This is a genomic window from Bacillus sp. FJAT-26390, assembly GCF_001682865.1.
Lineage (GTDB): Bacteria > Bacillota > Bacilli > Paenibacillales > Paenibacillaceae > Pristimantibacillus.
Window position 1 is genome coordinate 488,310 of sequence record NZ_MAQX01000022.1, and the last position, 16,588, is coordinate 504,897.

The following is a 16,588-nucleotide window of genomic DNA, read 5'->3' on the forward strand; positions in this document are numbered from 1 at the left end:
GGAGATGCAGCAATGACGACTAATGCGCCAGTTATCGATATCAGGCAAATATCCAAAATATATGGAAACAAGAAAGAGAATCAGGTATATGCCTTGAATAATATTTCTTTCACCATGCAGGAAGGAGAATTCATCGGCATTATGGGGGCGTCCGGTTCAGGCAAAACGACGCTGCTGAACGTCATCTCAACGCTCGATAACCCGTCGGAGGGAACCATTTCCATTGCCGGCACCGATATTACGCGGATGAAAGCCCATGAGCTGTCCGACTTTCGGGCGCAGCGTTTAGGATTTATTTTTCAAGATTTTAATTTGCTGGACAATTTGACGGTCTTCGAAAATATTGCGCTGCCGCTGTCCTTGCAGAACGTACCGGCAAGCGAGATTCGCGGCAGAGTCCAGCAGGTGATGGACAATCTTGGCATCTCTGCACTTGCGGAGCAATACCCGGCGATGATCTCCGGGGGACAAAGGCAGAGAACGGCGGCGGGACGCGCGATCGTCCATGAACCAGCGCTGCTGCTCGGCGACGAGCCAACCGGAGCGCTCGATTTGAAAAATGCAGTCAGCCTGCTGGAGACGATGAAAAGGCTTAACGAGGAGCAGCAAATTTCGATTCTTATGGTGACGCATGATGCGTTCAGCGCCAGCTACTGCCGCAGAATTCTGTTCATTCAAGATGGAGAGCTGGTGAAGGAGCTTCACCGCACGGGCAGCCGGGAATCCTTTTATAAGCAAATACTAGACATGCTCGGCGATTATGGGGCGTCGGCTGCTGCAGCTGCAGCGGTGCAGTGGCATGGAACTGGAAGGCAGTGAGATGACGTCATGTTAATGAAATTAGCTTTATCCGGCATGAAAAGCAAATACAAGGATTATGTCGTGCTGCTCGCAGGGCTCGTTATGTCGATTTCTATCTTTTATATGTTTCAGACGATGGCATGGAATCGCAGCTTCACCGAGGAGAACGCCGTTATTAATTCGATACAGCTCGTCTATATTTTAGGCTCGGTGCTGCTCTCGTCGATTACGTTTTTTTACATTCTTTATGCAAACGGATTTTTGCTCTCGCTGCGCCAGCGTGAGTTCGGCCTTTATTTGGTGCTGGGCGCGAGAAAAAGCAAAATACGCTCGCTCATGTTTATCGAGACGATCGCGCTTGGCCTTATCTCGCTCGCAGCGGGGCTTGCGCTAGGGTTCGGGTTATCGGCGCTTGTCGGGCAATTGATTGCCAAGCAGCTGAACGCGAACTTATCCGGCTATCACGCGGTATACATGCCGGCTATTTTGTTTACGGCATTGTTTTTCGTTATTTTGTTTGGTCTGTCCGCGGTATGGAACCAGCTGAAGCTGGCAAGATTGCAGGTGCTGCAGCTTGTCCATGGCAGCGTTCAAGCAGATCGGATGTGGCGGAGCAGCTTTTGGAAGGTGCTGCTTGCTATTGTAGGAGTCATCGCCCTGGGGCTTGGCTATTTTTCTCTGACCTTTATGGAACAGCTGCGGGAAATTGGTCTGTACACCGCGACAGTCATGACGCCGCTTGGCACCTACCTGCTGTTCATGACGCTGCTCCCTCCCCTTGTTGCGAAATGGAAAAAGAGCAACAACACGCGCGGAATAAAGGCATTTACTTACGGGCAGCTATCCTTCCGAATCAACGGCCTAACGAAGCTGCTTGCGACAGTCGCCATGCTGATCGCGCTTGGCGCAGGCGCAATTTCCGGAGGAATGGCTTTCGTAAACGATGCCAAGATTAAGGGCGAGAGCTACAGCGTATATGATGCGATCGTGCATGATCCATCAGCCGAGGAGGAGGCTGTGCTTGCAAAAATTTCGTTCACGGAGCGATTAGAATACCGCTATAAAATCGAGAATGAGCTAATCTACTTTGCCAAAGAAGATCTCGAGAGCCACCGTCCATTTGCAAATTTGACGAGCAATCAGAAATACGGTGATCCTTTGAAGCGGATTACAGATAGGCTTCCGACAGGTACGGACGATACGACGACGCCTTACAGCGAAGGGTGGCAAGATTTTTTGTCGCGGATTACTCCGGACCAGCAATTAAGCTACCGAATAGTCGATGAGCAATCCTTGCAGGAGCTTAAATCAAACGAAAAGGTTATCGTTATCGGAAAGACGGGCGATTTTCTGGAAAACCGCTCCTCATGGGAAGCGCTGGACCAGCTTAACATCGATAAACACAAAGATGATTACATGTCATGGAGCAAATACCAGTATTACCAGTACGCCCTTGGCAATGCGACCGGAACCCTGTTCATGGGCTTCTTTCTTGGCATAGCTTTCCTCGCGATGATGGCAAGCTGCTTGATGTTCAAAATATTATCAGGCGCAGCAAAAGATGTTCAGCGTTACGAGATGCTCAGCAAGCTGGGAGTGCGAAAGGAGAAGCTGTCTCGCTCGATCTATCACGAGCTGTTTCTCGTATTCCTATTCCCGGGGATCGCGGGTCTGCTGCATGTGTTGGTCGGGATGAACCTCTTCTCATTTATTTTGGCTGAGCCTTACTATCGTATCTGGATTCCGATCGCGCTTTTTGCGGCAATTTATACCGCTTACTATTTGTTGACCGTGAGACTTTATCGGAACATCGTGCTGCCGGGAAGGGTCAGGACTGCAAAATAATGACTATGAATTTAGCCTAGGCGCAAAGCCTAGGCTATTTATTTTATGAATACCTTGCATTATAGAGTAATCTATTTTAAGGTATAACTAGGAGGTGAAAAGGATGGAAGTCAATAAAGAGGTATTAAAAGGCCATATCGATACGTTAATCCTCTCGTTGTTACATAACAAGGATCGGTACGGCTATGAACTAGCGAAGCTCGTTCGGGAGAAAAGCGAAAGCCAATTCGAGCTTAAAGAAGGCACGCTTTATTTGTCGCTAAAGCGTTTGGAGAACTATAAATGGATTACTTCTTATTGGGGCGATGATCAGGGACCCGGGGGAAGACGGAAGTATTATAAGCTTACGCCGCTTGGTGAAGAGGGCTTTGAACAAAAGCGTTTGGAATGGCAGTTTCTAAAAAAAATGATGGATTCGTTCATTGGAGGGGGACAATAAGATGAGCCAAATTGAGTTGTTTGTAGACTCGGTATATAAAAATGCAAGCGGGAATAAACAAGAAATGCAAGAGCTAAAAGCAGAGATGAAAAGCCATTTGCTAGAGGCCGTTCATGAATTGAAAATAGAAGGAAAATCAGAGCAGGAAGCGATAGAGATTGCGATCGAACGGTTTGGCGGGGAAAAGGAGATGCGTGCGGTTGTCAGCCTATTATTTAAGGCACAGAAAATTTTTGCCAAAAGGGTGCTGTATATCGCATTTGCGTTTCTACTTATTAGTCTGGTGGCTTCTGGCTTGATATGGAAGGCTGAAGTAGGCAATAGAGAGGAAAATAGTGCAATCGCGGGCTCGATATACGAATTTCTTGATAAACATTCCTTGTATACAGAAGAGTCGGAAAAGGGTTTAATCGCTTTGGTAAGAGATGCAAAACAAATTACAAATATACGCCTTTATAAGACGGATGATGTTAAGACGGAAACGGCAGAGGGCAGCATATCCTATTTCAATCATAATGCGAAGCCGTTCTATCAATACGAAAGAGAAAAAAGGCCGTCCTCCGTAATGGATTTCTACTATGCGCACGGCGACCAATGGTTTATCCATTTGGAATCCAAAAATCTAGCTACATTAGTCGGTTACCTGTTAACAGCAGGCATAACGATTTACGCGGTTTTATTTACGATTTGGGCTATCATCAACGCTTACCACCATCGGCGTCTGAACGTTGGCTGGATCATTGCTTTTGCGCTCATGAATGTGCTCGGATATTTGGCTTATTTTTTAGTTGGCAGAAGAGCGAATCATAATTAACAAAGCTCATTTATTCATATAAGGATGATCCTCAAGCACTTGGGGGTTATCCTTTTTTTTTATGTCTGCACCAAAAACTTTGAAAGTACAAACCCGAGCATAGTGAAATTAGTGCCGATTTGTTTTTGATATAGTGGTCGTGCAGCAGAAATTCAAAGAGCTTTCACCCTGTTCGATCAGGGCGGGAGAGCGGAAAAAACGAATTCGGGGGTTGGCCGTGAATAAAAATTGGATCTTTTACAACGTGATGTGCTTGCTACTCATTGTAATGATAGGCGCGGCGGCAGTGTTCTCCTATTCCGAGGAAGAGGCCGCTAGCGCAACAGCATACAAGCTTACGGATGCCAAGCGTCCGACAGATGGCATTCTGCTTGGTGCGGGCAGCATGAATGACGCGCATGCGAGCGCGGTTGTTATGCCAGAGTGGAAGGGACGAGAGCAGATCGCCCAGTGGAATGAAGGCGATACGCTTGAATGGACGGTTCATGTGGCGGATGAAGCCGATTATGAGCTATCCCTCGGCTATTATCCGCTCAAAGGAAATGGGCAGCCGATCGAGTTTATGCTTTATGTCGACGGCAAAGCGATCTCTGATCCGTATGCGCCTTTTGAGCTGAACCGACTGTTCTATGATGAGCCGGGTGCGCTTAAGAGAAGCGGCGGAAACGAGCTTCGTCCGAAGCAGCTTGAAGGAGCGGTTTGGCTAAGCGCTAAAGTGGCTGCCGCAGGCGAGCTGGAAGATGGGCCTTTGCGACTCTCGCTTAAGAAGGGAGAGCACGTTATCCGGCTTGAAAATGTGAGGGAGAGCGCCGCTGTGGATTACCTCCAGCTGACGAAGGCAACGAATGCGCCAAGCTATGCGGAGTACAAAGCATCGCAGGCAGCTAATGCTTCGAATGGAAGCGGCAAAACCTTCGTTACGGTTCAAGCGGAGCACGCATACGCCAAGTCGGCATCGGGATTGTTCCCGACGACGGACCGAACATCGCCGTTAACGATGCCCTACAGCCCGACGAAGCTTCGAATCAATACGATCGGCGGCAGCAACTGGGATGCCCCCGGCCAATGGATCAGCTATAAATTCGAAGCGCCGGCGGATGGATATTACAAAATCGGCGTCCGTTATCATCAGAACGAGGTGAAGGGCTCCTTCGTCTCCAGGAAGATTGAGCTGGACGGCACCGTGCCGTTTCGGGAGCTGTACGCCGTTCGTTTTCCCTATGAACTGAAATGGGACATTAAGGAGCTGGGAGAAGAGACTGGCGAGCCGTTCCTCTTTTATCTGACGAAGGGCGAGCATGAGCTGAAGCTGGAGGTTACGCTTGGCGACTTGGCGCCTGCCGCGCAGGGTATCCGGCAAATGGTATATGACCTTAATCAGCTTTACCGCAAAATCGTGATGATTACAGGCGTCAAGCCTGATATCTACCGCGATTATGAAATCGACAAAAGCGTGCCGGGTTTGATCGGGCAGTTCCAAAAGCTGTCCGCACAAATGAAAGAAGAAGCAATCAGTCTCAACCAATTGTCGGGGCAAGCGAATGCCGGCTCCCGTACGTTAAAGCTGCTTGCGCTCCAGCTGGATGGCTTCATCGACCGGCCGGACCAAATACCGAAGCGTTTGGAAAATTATAAAACAAACATAACGGCGCTAGCCGATTGGATGCTAAGCGCCATGAAGCAGCCGCTTGAGCTTGATTATTTGTATATTGCCTCGCAGGAGAAGCAGCGGCCGCAAGCGGAAGCCGGACTTCTAGCGCAGAGCGTGCATGAGGTTCGAGCGTTCGCAGGCTCGTTCCTGCAAAATTACGATTCCATGGAAGGAAGCGAGGACGCGAATCGCTCCATTCAAGTGTGGACGGGGCTTGGCCGCGACCAAGCTTTTGTATTGAAGCGGCTAATTGATGAGTCTTTCATTCCCAAAACGGGCATTAGCGTCAATTTGAATCTGGTTGGCACCTCCCTTGTAACTGCTGTAATGGCGGGAGAAGGGCCGGATGTCAATCTGTTTACGAGCCGCGGCGATACGATGAACCTTGCTGTACGCGGAGCGCTGACTCCCCTTGATCGATTCAGCGAATTTGCTTCGATGAAGAAGGAATACATGGAAACGGCATTCATTCCGTACCAATACAAGGGCAGCACCTTCGCCATCCCGGATGATCAGGAATTTTTTATGCTGTTTTACCGGAAGGATGTCTTGAAGGAGCTTGGCATCGACCCGCCGCAAACTTGGGAGGAGCTGCTTAAGATCGCTCCCGTGCTGCAAAACAACAATATGCAAATCGGCTTGCCGTACGAGAACTTGGATGCCTTCCAGCTGCTGACCAAAGGGATCGGCTCGCTTAATCTGTTCCCGACGCTTCTCATGCAGAGCGGCAGCGGCATCTACAATGCGAAGGAAGACGGAACACGCTTTGACGAGCCGCAGGCATTCACCGCTTTCAAACAGTGGACGGATTTTTACAACCTTTACGATTATCCGCTCTATAAGGATGACTTTAACCGGTTCCGTACAGGCGAGATGCCGATTGTCGTCTCGACCTATAAGCTGTATACCCGCTTAGCGGCAGCGGCGCCCGAAATAACCGGCACATGGGATATGGTTCCGATTCCGGGAATGAAACGTGCGGACGGGACGATTGACCGTTCAACCGGAGCGACGGGTACGGCTTCAATCATTTTGAAGGACGCCAAAAACAAGGATGATGCATGGGCGTTCATGAAATGGTTCAACCAGCCGGAGATCCAAAGCCAGTTCGCCAGTGAATTGGAAAACGAGATGGGCATGCTGGGCCGAAGAGTGCCAGCCAATCTGATTTCGTTCGAATCAACCAATTGGAGCCGCGCCGAGCAGGCCAAGCTAACCGAGCAATGGGAGCAGGTCAACGAAATTCCTGAGCTTCCGGGCGGCTATTATACGTCAAGAAACATCGATAATGCCTTCCGCGAGGTCGTGTTCCAAATGGGCAATGCGAGGGAGAGCCTTTTCTATTGGAATAAGGGCATCAATGAAGAAATTAAACGAAAAAGGTATGAATTCGGGGTGGAGCAATGAAAAGATCAATAATCCAAACGATCGGCAGACACAAGGAAAGTTATCTGCTCATGACGCCGTACATGATTTTCTTTCTGCTCTTCACCATACTGCCCGTCGTTCTATCGATCGTGCTGGGCTTTACCTACTACAATATGATCGAGCCGCCGCGCTTCATCGGCTGGTATAACTTCATCCGGCTGTTTCTGGATGACGACATCTTTATCGTCGCGGTCAAGAATACCTTATTCTTCGCCTTCGTAACCGGGCCGCTAAGCTATCTGCTTAGCTTTCTGGTCGCTTGGATGATCAATGATTTATCGAAGACGCTGCGTTCTATCGCGACGACGGTATTTTATATCCCGACCATCATTGGGATATCGGTATTCCCGATGTGGCGGCTCCTTTTCAGCCCGGATGCTTACGGCTATTTGAACGGCATGCTGATGGGGCTTGGGATCATAAGCGATCCCATCGCATGGCTGCTCGATAAGGAGTATATTTTGCTCATTTTAATCGTCGTTCAGCTTTGGATGAGCTTAGGCATAAGCTTCCTTGCCTTCGTGGCCGGTTTGCAAACGGTAGACCGCAGCCTGTATGAAGCGGGTGTCATGGACGGCATTAAAAATCGGTTCCAGGAGCTATGGTACATTACGCTGCCATCGATGATTCCGCAGCTGATTTTTGGAGCGGTTATGCAAATCGTCATCTCGTTTAGCGTCTCCGATGTCTCGATCCAGCTTGCAGGGTTTCCAAGTACGGAGTATGCAGGCGAGACGCTAGTCACCCACATTATGGATTACGGCAGCATCCGTTATGAGATGGGTTATGCATCCGCGATGGCGGTCGTCTTATTTTTCATGATGGTATTTACGAACCGGCTCGTAACGAAAATTTTGCAGAAGGTCGGAATTTGATCGCAGGAGGACATCCATGTTCACGATAACTACCAAAAAATCCGGCACGAAAGCAAGGCGCTCGCTTGCCGGCAACATCGCGATATTCGGATTCGTGGCGCTTCTCGGTGTTTTCTCCGCGTTTCCGTTCATCTTCGCCGTTATTACGTCGCTGAAGCCGATTGACGAGCTGCTGCAGTTTCCGCCTCGTCTGATCGTCATGAGGCCGACATTCAATAACTTTACGGATTTATTCCAGCTGGCATCCAATATGTGGGTGCCGCTGTCCCGGTACATTTTTAATACCGCTTTTATCTCGGTTGTTGGCACGGCACTGCATGTGGTGTTCGCCGCGATGGCGGCTTATCCGCTTGCGAAGCATAAGTTTCCGGGAAAAAACATTTTGTTCTCCATCATTGTAATGGCGCTGATGTTCGTCCCGCAGGTGACGTTCATTCCGCAGTTCGTGCTGATGTCGCAGCTTGGCATCGTAAACACCTATGTGGCATTGATTCTGCCTTGGATCGGTGCTTCGCTTGGGCTGTTCCTCATGAAGCAGTTCATCGAGCAGCTGCCTGACGCGATTTTGGAGGCGGCGCGCATCGACGGGGCAAGTGAATTTCGAACGTTTTTCTCCATCATCTGGCCGAATTCTACACCTGCCATCATGACGGTCGTCATCTTCCAGTTTATTAATCTTTGGAACTATGCGCCGAAGGAGCTTATTTTTGACGAGTCGCTCAAGGTGTTCCGAATGGCGCTTGAGCAAATCGTTACAGGCGATCCTATCGCCAGAATGGGAGCCGGAGCTGCCGCAGCAGTCATTCTCATGATTCCTCCCATTATCGTATTTATATTGCTGCAACGGAAGGTCGTAGAGACGATGACCTTCGCTGGGATCAAATGATGGAGGTTAAAAGTGAAGCCATGAAAATCAAACTTGTGCTGGCTGCCGCGCTGCTTCTCCCGATTTTGGCCGCAGCGCCGCTAACGGTAGAGGCGGAGGCGCCTTACCAATCTTATGTATATGACGAATGGGATGCATCAAAGGCGGCTCCCGCCAGTTATTTGCCCGAACGCATGTATTCGGGAATCGAGGTAGGGGCCGGAGCATTCAGCGAGCCCCAGGATCTGTTCGTGGACAAAAGCAACCAAATTTACATCGCGGATACCGGAAATAAACGGATCGTGAAGCTGAATGAACGGTTTGAGACGGTTGATATCATCGACAAGCTGGACTTGGGCGGCAAAGAAATATCGCTTGCCTCACCGATGGGGCTGTTTGTTGCAGATGACGGGACGATGTATATCGCGGATAGGGATAACGGCCGGATATTGCGCGTTGGCGCGGACAAGAAGGTGCAGCTTGTCATTGAGAAGCCCACCGATCCGCTTATCCCGGAGGGCTTTAAATTTAAGCCGACGAAGGTGGCTGCCGATCAAGCAGGGCGCATTTATGTACTGTCGGAAGGGCAGTTCTTCGGTCTCATGCAGTTTAGCAGCGAGGGGGAATTTACGGGCTATTACGGCAGCAACAAGGTGGAGGTCACGCCAGCCGTCGTGCTCGAGACCTTTTGGAAAAACCTGCTGTCTAAGGAGCAGCGCTCGGCAATGATGAAGCTGCTGCCTATCGAGTATTCGAACCTCGATATCGGGGATGACAATTTCATTTACACGACGACGATCATATCCAAAAATTCGCGGGAAGAAATAAAGAAGCTGAACCCGCTTGGCAACAACGTTCTGATGAGCCAAAACGGCAGCGATTTTGGCGATAAGGAGTTTTCCTTCAAGCAAGGAGTGAAGCAGGATACGTCATTCGTTGATTTAAGCGTAGATGCGGACGGCTTTATTGCCGGACTGGACCGGACGAGAGGACGCGTATTCGAATACGATTCCGAAGGCAATTCGATTGCGGTATTCGGCTCGCTCGGCAATCAGAAGGGAACCTTTCTACAGCCCTCGGCTGTCGCTTATTGGAAGGGCGAGGTACTTGTTCTCGATACGGCAAAGCGCAATGTAACGAGGTTCTCGCTCTCGGAATATGGCTCTCTCGTGCGAAAAGCGACTGTGCTGTATAACCAAGGGCTCTATGAGGAAGCGGCTGTGATCTGGCAGTCCGTTGCCAAGCGAAATGCGAATAACAGCATCGCCTATATAGGGATTGCCAAAGCGCTTGAGAAGGAAGGGAACTATGATGCTGCCCTGTCCTATTACCGGCAAGGAACGGACCGATCCGGCTACTCGGATACGTTTGGACAAATCAGGATGCAGGCTGTACGCGAGAATCTGCCGATCATCATGACGATTTTTATAAGTGCGATCGTTGTGTTTTACGGCTATAAGCTGCTTAGAAATACAAGGAGAAAGAGACGAAGGGAGGTTAGCCGATGATCGCTGCGCTTGTTAACTCGAAGAGACTAAATCCCCTCAGCTCGCTGCTGCATCCTTTTGACAGCTTTTACTCCGTTAAGGAGGAGGGCAAGGGCTCGCTGCTCGCTTCGGGCTTCATTGTTCTCGTTTTTTTCATCGCCTCGGTCTTCAAGCGGCAGAGCACGGGTTATACCTTTAACCTTGTTGATTTGAGCGCTTTAAACGTATGGCTGATTGCTGCAAAAACAGTTGTGCTGTATGCGCTATGGGTAGCCGGCAATTGGGCTGTGGCGACATGGATGGACGGCGAGGGCAAAGCAAGGCAAATTGCAATCGTCAGCGCATACGCGATCATTCCTTATGTGGCAGCGGTAATCGTATCAACGCTCCTCAGTAAGGTGCTCGTCCAAGAAGAGGGTATGTTTCTTGGCTATTTAACGACAGTGGCGATGGCGTGGAGCGCGGTGCTGATGTTTATCGGCCTGCTGACCATTCATGATTACGGGGCAGTTAAGACGCTCCAGTCGGTTGCCCTGACTTTTGCGGCGATGGGTGTTGCCATCTTCCTGGCAGTGCTGTTTTATACGCTGTTCCAGCAGGTGTACGTGTTTATCTATACGGTATACAACGAAATGCTGTTCCGCTTATGAGGCAGAACGTGGATCAGAAAGGAGAAGGCAGCATGAAATTACGAATATGGACAGCAGTCATGGCGGCAATGCTGCTTATTATGAGTGCTGCGGGGGGAATTGAAGCTAATTTTGCGGCGGGCAGGGCGGTAAAGCCAGCACAAGGAGGCGAAGCGGTACGCGCAGCGGATACCGGCAGGCTTACGCTCGATTATAAGCCCGCCACAGCAGAGATCATCGTGACGGATACAGCGTCAGGAGCGGTCTGGACGAGCAATCCGGCCGATCGTGAAGCCGATAAGGTTGCCAAGGGCGCCAAAAAAATGGATCTAGCAGCTCAGCTGCTGCTCGATTACGTGGATGACCAAAATAAACCGTTTCAGCTCAACAGCTTCACGGGAAGCGTTAAGGAAAAACAGCCCGGATGGAACAAGGTCCCAAACGGAGTTGAAGTGACCTACTCGTTTCCGAAAGGAGGCTTTACGGTGCCGGTAAGATACACGCTTAGCGGAGATGCCTTGTCGGCGACTATTGTAACGGAAGGCATTAAGCAGCAGGGCAAATACAAGCTGGTTAATATTAGTTTGCTGCCGTTTTTTGGGGCAGCGGGCAGCGCGAACGAAGGTTATCTGTTCGTGCCCGATGGCAGCGGCGCATTAATTAACTTCAACAATAGCAAAAGCAGCTACAAAAGCTATAACGAGAGAGTTTACGGCGGCGACCAGTCGCTTGATTATCCAAGCAAAACGGATTCGAAGGAAGCGATCAGGCTGCCGGTGTTCGGCATGAGGAAGGATGACTCGGCCTTTGTCGCGGTCATTCATAATGGCGCTTACCAAGCGGGCATTGCAGCCGAGGTTAGCGGCAAAAACAATACGTATAACAACGTGTTCAGCTATTTGAATCTGCTCGAGTTCGAAACGAATCTGCTGCTGGAAGGAACGTTGAATGAGAAGCAAGTGACCCGTTCCTCGCAGTCGATGACGGGCGGCGTAAATTACGAGGTCAAGTATTACTTCCTAAACGGCGAGGACGCTGATTACGCCGGGATGGCAGCCAAGTATCGCAGCTACTTGCAGACGGAGCTTGGCGTCAAGCCTATAGCGGCACAAGCCGCAGCAGGCGGGAAGCAGCTTCCTCTGCTCGTTGACTTTATCGGGGGCGTGAAGAAGAAGGGAACGTTTCTAGGCATTCCGTACAACACGGTCGAGGCGCTAACCTCCTTCAAGGACGCAGGGCATGCTGCTGATCGTCTGCAAAAGGACGGCATCGTGAATCTAACCATTCGGATGGAGGGCTGGGCTGCGGGCGGCACCAAGGACGAAGTGCCGGTATCGCTTGCTGCGGAAGGAAAGCTTGGCGGAAATAAGGGCTTCAAGAAGCTCGCGAAGGAGCTCGATTCGAAGGGGATCGCTTTCTATCCGGTTGTCGATCCCGTCAAATTATATGAAGGCGGCAACGGCTTCAGCAAGTTTTGGGATGCCGCCAAAGGCATCAGCCGCGCTCCAGTGCTGAAGTATGATTACCGCTTGAGCGATCAAACCAAAAACAAGAATTTGAAGCATTGGTACCTGCTGAAGCCAGCAGCAGTAAATGAAGCGCTTGACCGATTTACCGCTGCTGCGGCCAACGGGGGCCTAAAGCATGCTTCGCTGCAAACGGTGGGCTCGATGATCTACTCGGATTTCCGGCGGGACAGCCAGCCGAAGAACGTAACCGGCAGCACTTGGGAAAACGGGCTTCGGAAGGCGCAAAGCAATCTGGACGGCTTGCTGTTCGAACAACCGAATGCGTATTCGTTCCCATATGCGCAAAGCTTGTCGGACGTGCCGCTGTTTGCAAGCGGCTTCGACTTGGAGGATGAAGAGGTTCCGTTCTACAGCATAGCGCTGAGCGGGCTGCTGCCTGCTTACAGCGAGCCTATCAATCTATCAAGCATGCCGCGGCGCTACCTGCTGAAGCTGATCGAAACCGGCACGTTCCCTGCCTTTAAGTTTATCGCAAACGATTCCGCGAGATTGCTAGGGACGGAATACGATTCACTGTATAGCGTCGATTTTAATTTGCTTTATGAGGATATGAAGGGGCAATACGAGCAATTGAACGAAGCGCTTGGCGAGCTGGCAGGCCAAGCGATTACGAACCATGAGAAGCTGCAGGATGGCGTTTTCCGTACCACGTTTGCAAGCGGCAAAACAGCCGTCGTCAATTACAACAATGAGAAGGCTGCCGTTGGCGCTGACATGATTCCAGCGCTTAGCTATCTCATCCGATAGGGGGTGAACGCATGATTAGACAACTACGGGCTTTGCCTTATACGAAGAAAAAAGAGCTTTACGGCTTTCTGTTCGTTCTGCCTTGGGTGCTCGGCTTTCTATTGTTTTTTGCGAAGCCGTTGCTCACTTCACTCCTTTATTCGTTTCAAAACATGGAGATGACGCCCGAAGGGCTGCGCGGGACATTCATCGGCTGGGGCAATTTTGAGTACGCCTTGTTCAAGGACCCAACCTTCATCCGCGAAGCGGTTAATTCCTTTGTGAACATGCTCTACGGCGTTCCGCTCATTTTGGTGTACAGCATATTCGTAGCCGTGCTCTTAAAAAACAAATTCCGCGGCAGAGGGTTCATGCGGGCGGTATCGTTCCTTCCCGTCATTATCGCCTCGGGCGTGCTTATGCAAATTTTGAAGGAGGATGTGTTCTCCGAAGGGATGCGAGGCGGAGCGGGAAGCGTGTATTTGTTCACGGGAGCCGGCATTAACGGTATTTTGCAGGAGCTTGGGCTTGGCACGGAGCTCATCGGAATTTTTAACAATGTGATCGCTCGCATTTTTGATTTAACATGGCGCTCCGGCGTGCAGGTGCTGCTATTTCTAGCAGGGCTGCATGCGATTCCAGGCTATTTGTACGAGGCGTCGTCGATTGAAGGGGCTAGGCCGTGGGAGCAGTTTTGGAAGATAACGCTGCCGATGTTGACGCCGATGATGATGCTCAACATTATTTACACGATTATCGACACGTTCACCGATTATGGAAACAGCGTCATTCTGATGATTTACAATACGGCTTTTTCGCAGGTGCGGTTCGGCTACAGCAGCGCGCTTGCGTGGCTATACTGCCTGGTGATCGCCGTGTTCCTTGGCGCTGTCTATTTGCTGCTCAAGAAACGCATCGTCTACATGCAGGATTAAACGGAAAGCGGGGAACCCCACTTGAATGCAATGATTCAGAAAAAGCAGCTGAACCTGGCAAGGAAGAAGCTTGCCTCCATCGCTCGGTTCGCTCTGCTTGCGGCACTGGCTTACCAACTGCTTTATCCGCTTTTATACATGCTCAGCATGGCGCTCCGCCGTCCCGCGGAGGCGATGGACCCGAGCGTCATTTGGGTACCCAAAACGTTTACATTAAGCAATTTCACCGACGCGCTGCGGGTGATGGACTTTTGGGACGCGCTTCAAAACAGCATGATCATCGGCATTGGCTGCGGTCTTCTTGACGTCCTGTCCTGCGCTTTCGTCGCATACGGCTTCGCTCGGTTTAAATTCCGGTTCTCGGGCCTATTGTTCACGCTCGTCATATTGACGCTGGTCGTGCCGGTGCAGACGATTATTTTGCCGCTGTATGCGGACATGAAGTACTTTGATGCATTCGGCATCATGAAGCTGACCCAGCTCGTGACGGGCGGGCCGGATTCAATTAGTCTCGTCGGCAGCTACTCGGCCTTTTTCCTGCCGTCGATGCTAGGGATGGGGCTTCGCTCCGGCCTGTATATCTTCATCTTCCGGCAATTTTTCAAAGGGATGCCAAATGAGCTTGAGGATGCTGCATATATGGACGGCTGCGGACCGTTCAAAACGTTTTTTACGGTCATGCTTCCGAATGCGAAAAACGCAATTATTACGGTATTTCTCTTCTCCTTCGTATGGCACTGGAACGAGTTCTACATGTCGAACCTGCTGCTTGGCAATTTGAAAAAAAACTTTGCGATTGCCTTATCGTCGCTGCGCGTGGATTTGCAGGCTGTCGTCAATGTGCAGACCATCAGCGATCCGCTGGTCGTCGTCACCCGCATTCAAGCAGGTGCATTGCTCGCCATCCTGCCGCTGTTCATTTTGTATTTGGTCACGCAGCGGTACTTCACGGACAGCATCGAGCATGTCGCGATTAAATAATGAGACGGAATCGGCGGATTGCGTTGATGAGGGGAGGCGATGCCAGCATTTAGCGCTTGGACGCAAGGCGACTGCAAGCTGAATAAGGGTGTCAACGAAATAAACAAATGGATACAAAGTGGTATCAATCAGATGAATGCAAATAAGGGGAGGCATTTTACAATGGTCAAAAACAGGAAATCGCTTGCGATCATGTTGGCTGCAATGATGATGTTCGTTACGGTAATGGTTGGCTGCTCCGGCAGCAATGGCGGCAAGGCAAAAACAAACGAAGGCGCAGCAGCCGGCAACGGCAGCACGCCGGAAGCAACGGAGGAGTCAAAGGCAGAAGCGCCTAAGCTCGAAAGCGGCGATATTACGATTTTATACCATACCTCCAAAGAGCAATATGAACAAAATAAAGCGGCAAACCCGGCTGCCTATGACGCTGTATGGGAAACGGTCGCGCAGTTCGAGCAGGCTTACGGCGGTAAAGTAAACGTCATTGCGGTGCCATGGGGGGACCAAAAATCGACGCTGATCTCGATGGTCAATGCAGGCGATCAAGTGGACGTAGCGCAAGCGAACGATCAAAACTTCCCTGTATATCCGCTCAAAAAAATCGTTCAGCCGCTTGACCAGTATATGGATATGGCTGATCCGTTCTGGAATGCGTCCGTAACCAAAGCGTTCACGTTCGGCGGCAAGCCTTACGCGGCTGGCGTAGGCGCGGCTCCAATCGTGATCTACTATAACAAAACGCTGTTTGACAACAATGGCGTCAAAACGCCGGGTGAGCTGTACGCCGAAGGCAAATGGACATGGGATACGTTCCGCTTGACGGCGCTTGAGCTTACGCAGGATACGGACGGTGACGGCAAGAACGACCAATACGGCTTCGGCTGGTGGGATGCTGGCTATCCGCTAATGGTTGCATCGAACGGCGTGACATCGCTTTCATATAACGAGGACGGCTCGATTTCTTCCAACTATGAGACGGACAACATGAAGGAAGCGATGCAGTTTACGCAGGACGCGCTTCTCAAGGATAAATATATCGACAAGGACAAAGAAGGCGACTACTTTAATGCAGAGTTCAAAAACGGCAAGCTGGCTATGACGGCGGAATACGGCTTCGGCGGCTTCACTGTATTCAAAAGCGACTATGAGCTTGATTTTGTTCCCGTTCCGACAGGCCCAAAAGGCGCAAAAGACGTTGGTCCAGGCGGCATGTCCGGATGGTCGATCCCGACCGTATCGAAAAACCCGCAGGGCGCTGCGGTGTTCATCAAGATGATGTCGGAGAACGAGCTTAAAGTAGCGACGGAAAACAATGTGAAGCAATTTGGTCAAGAGAAGGTTGATCAAATGAACGGGCTTGGCGGCAAAATCCTATTTACGCCGATCGGCGTCGAGAAATACTGGGATGCCAATACGGCTGCTTTGACGGGCATTAAGGACGGCACGCCGGTCGGAACTTTTGCGGCTACTGCGAAAGCGCTGCTTGAGGAAGGCATTAAAATTACGCTGACCCAATAACTGGAACGTGAATCTATCCGCCGTCATGCACGCATGGCGGCGGGTATAGTTATGAGCGCATAGAC

The 16,588-nt window shown here is 50.6% G+C and carries 13 protein-coding genes; all 13 read left to right on the plus strand.

The window, feature by feature from the left end; translation table 11 throughout:
* Nucleotides 1–12: 12 nt before the first annotated feature.
* The 13 genes from A7975_RS19340 (at nt 13) to A7975_RS19400 (ending at nt 16,523) form a co-directional block, all read left to right on the plus strand.
* A complete protein-coding gene (locus A7975_RS19340; protein ID WP_065386165.1) occupies nt 13–819 on the plus strand; it encodes an ABC transporter ATP-binding protein in 807 nt (268 codons plus the stop codon).
* A 9-nt stretch (nt 820–828) separates the two neighbouring features.
* Nucleotides 829–2,646: an ABC transporter permease gene (locus A7975_RS19345; RefSeq protein WP_065386166.1), complete on the plus strand. Its 1,818-nt coding sequence runs from the start codon at nt 829–831 to the stop codon at nt 2,644–2,646.
* A gap of 103 nt (nt 2,647–2,749) precedes the next feature.
* Nucleotides 2,750–3,085: a PadR family transcriptional regulator gene (locus A7975_RS19350; RefSeq protein WP_053374877.1), complete on the plus strand. Its 336-nt coding sequence runs from the start codon at nt 2,750–2,752 to the stop codon at nt 3,083–3,085.
* A 1-nt stretch (nt 3,086) separates the two neighbouring features.
* On the plus strand, nt 3,087–3,899 hold the full coding sequence (locus tag A7975_RS19355) for a permease prefix domain 1-containing protein (protein ID WP_053374878.1): 813 nt from the start codon (nt 3,087–3,089) through the stop codon (nt 3,897–3,899).
* Nucleotides 3,900–4,116: 217 nt separating this feature from the next.
* Nucleotides 4,117–6,957: an extracellular solute-binding protein gene (locus A7975_RS19360; protein WP_082198304.1), complete on the plus strand. Its 2,841-nt coding sequence runs from the start codon at nt 4,117–4,119 to the stop codon at nt 6,955–6,957.
* A complete protein-coding gene (locus A7975_RS19365) occupies nt 6,954–7,853 on the plus strand; it encodes a carbohydrate ABC transporter permease (protein WP_053374880.1) in 900 nt (299 codons plus the stop codon). Before A7975_RS19360 ends, A7975_RS19365 begins: the two co-directional genes overlap by 4 nt.
* A gap of 16 nt (nt 7,854–7,869) precedes the next feature.
* On the plus strand, nt 7,870–8,739 hold the full coding sequence (locus tag A7975_RS19370) for a carbohydrate ABC transporter permease (RefSeq protein WP_065386167.1): 870 nt from the start codon (nt 7,870–7,872) through the stop codon (nt 8,737–8,739).
* Nucleotides 8,740–8,759: 20 nt separating this feature from the next.
* On the plus strand, nt 8,760–10,226 hold the full coding sequence (locus A7975_RS19375) for a hypothetical protein (protein ID WP_176707766.1): 1,467 nt from the start codon (nt 8,760–8,762) through the stop codon (nt 10,224–10,226).
* Nucleotides 10,223–10,855 (plus strand): YIP1 family protein, encoded by a 633-nt coding sequence (locus A7975_RS19380; RefSeq protein WP_065386169.1) that lies wholly within the window; start codon nt 10,223–10,225, stop codon nt 10,853–10,855. Before A7975_RS19375 ends, A7975_RS19380 begins: the two co-directional genes overlap by 4 nt.
* A gap of 32 nt (nt 10,856–10,887) precedes the next feature.
* Nucleotides 10,888–13,110 (plus strand): DUF5696 domain-containing protein, encoded by a 2,223-nt coding sequence (locus A7975_RS19385; RefSeq protein WP_065386170.1) that lies wholly within the window; start codon nt 10,888–10,890, stop codon nt 13,108–13,110.
* 11 nt (nt 13,111–13,121) lie between these two features.
* A complete protein-coding gene (locus A7975_RS19390) occupies nt 13,122–14,024 on the plus strand; it encodes a carbohydrate ABC transporter permease (protein ID WP_053374885.1) in 903 nt (300 codons plus the stop codon).
* Between the two features lie 30 nt (nt 14,025–14,054).
* Entirely contained in the window at nt 14,055–15,005 is a 951-nt protein-coding gene (locus A7975_RS19395; RefSeq protein WP_231637615.1) for a carbohydrate ABC transporter permease, read from the plus strand.
* 162 nt (nt 15,006–15,167) lie between these two features.
* The gene (locus A7975_RS19400; protein ID WP_176707767.1) at nt 15,168–16,523 is read left to right on the plus strand and encodes an ABC transporter substrate-binding protein; all 1,356 of its coding nucleotides are present in this window, start codon (nt 15,168–15,170) and stop codon (nt 16,521–16,523) included.
* The last annotated feature ends 65 nt before the right edge of the window (nt 16,524–16,588 follow it).

Excerpts from the sequence above, each read along its gene's own strand:
- A7975_RS19340 (WP_065386165.1), top strand. The coding sequence starts at position 13 with ATGACGACTAATGCGCCAGTTATCGATATCAGGCAAATATCCAAAATA.
- A7975_RS19345 (WP_065386166.1), top strand. The coding sequence starts at position 829 with ATGTTAATGAAATTAGCTTTATCCGGCATGAAAAGCAAATACAAGGAT.
- A7975_RS19350 (WP_053374877.1), top strand. The coding sequence starts at position 2,750 with ATGGAAGTCAATAAAGAGGTATTAAAAGGCCATATCGATACGTTAATC.
- A7975_RS19355 (WP_053374878.1), top strand. The coding sequence starts at position 3,087 with ATGAGCCAAATTGAGTTGTTTGTAGACTCGGTATATAAAAATGCAAGC.
- A7975_RS19365 (WP_053374880.1), top strand. The coding sequence starts at position 6,954 with ATGAAAAGATCAATAATCCAAACGATCGGCAGACACAAGGAAAGTTAT.
- A7975_RS19370 (WP_065386167.1), top strand. The coding sequence starts at position 7,870 with ATGTTCACGATAACTACCAAAAAATCCGGCACGAAAGCAAGGCGCTCG.
- A7975_RS19375 (WP_176707766.1), top strand. The coding sequence starts at position 8,760 with ATGAAAATCAAACTTGTGCTGGCTGCCGCGCTGCTTCTCCCGATTTTG.
- A7975_RS19380 (WP_065386169.1), top strand. The coding sequence starts at position 10,223 with ATGATCGCTGCGCTTGTTAACTCGAAGAGACTAAATCCCCTCAGCTCG.
- A7975_RS19385 (WP_065386170.1), top strand. The coding sequence starts at position 10,888 with ATGAAATTACGAATATGGACAGCAGTCATGGCGGCAATGCTGCTTATT.
- A7975_RS19390 (WP_053374885.1), top strand. The coding sequence starts at position 13,122 with ATGATTAGACAACTACGGGCTTTGCCTTATACGAAGAAAAAAGAGCTT.
- A7975_RS19395 (WP_231637615.1), top strand. The coding sequence starts at position 14,055 with ATGATTCAGAAAAAGCAGCTGAACCTGGCAAGGAAGAAGCTTGCCTCC.
- A7975_RS19400 (WP_176707767.1), top strand. The coding sequence starts at position 15,168 with ATGGTCAAAAACAGGAAATCGCTTGCGATCATGTTGGCTGCAATGATG.